Genomic DNA, 644 nt, shown 5'->3' on the forward strand with positions numbered 1-644 from the left:
TTCTTCATCATATTGATACAAATTGCTCATATAAGTAGAGCACAATATTTATAAAATAATTAATCTTTATCCAAAATAAATAAAGTAATGGTTCAATAAATTTTTACTTTTAGTAAATAATGTCCCTGTTTCTCATCAAAAACTGAATCTGAAATTGCAATAGCATTACATATAATATTCTTTTTATAATGATGAATACTCTTAACTTTCTTAAGCATTCCATAGCTATTAAATAATAGCCTGTCACCACATTTAATTTTTGAATTATTGGCTAGTAAATAGTCTTCAAAATTTCTGTTATTGATACTACTGTCCATGTATATCATTAACACCACCAGCTTATACACTAGGAACATAATAACCATTATCATCAAATGCTAACTTTACTCCTCTCTTATATAAAGAGCCTTTAATTGGATGGTTTTCAACTTTATCACAATTACTTTTACAAAGCCGCCTGAATTACTAGAATTTTGATATTTATCTTTAAAATCAGCATACAAAAATTAATATGCATATATCAAAAAACACCTCATCATTTATAAGGCATTGTAAATTGAAACTAGTAATAATTAATATGCAAAATTTAATTATCAAAATAACGCAACAATTAAATATCAAAATATCATCATTTAGCAATAATT

Annotated in this window: 1 protein-coding gene and 1 pseudogene; both read right to left on the reverse strand. The window is 24.5% G+C overall.

The genetic code is table 11. The features are described 5' to 3' along the window. Positions 1 to 92: 92 nt before the first annotated feature. Entirely contained in the window at positions 93 to 317 is a 225-nt protein-coding gene (locus BN1173_RS00005) for a DUF228 domain-containing protein (RefSeq protein ID WP_180338380.1), read from the reverse strand. Between the two features lie 22 nt (positions 318 to 339). Further along, positions 340 to 441: pseudogene (locus tag BN1173_RS04815) on the reverse strand (DUF228 domain-containing protein); the annotation flags it as partial. Between the last annotated feature and the right edge of the window lie 203 nt (positions 442 to 644).

The organism is Borrelia crocidurae, assembly GCF_000825665.2.
In the GTDB taxonomy this organism is placed as follows: Bacteria; Spirochaetota; Spirochaetia; order Borreliales; family Borreliaceae; genus Borrelia; species Borrelia duttonii.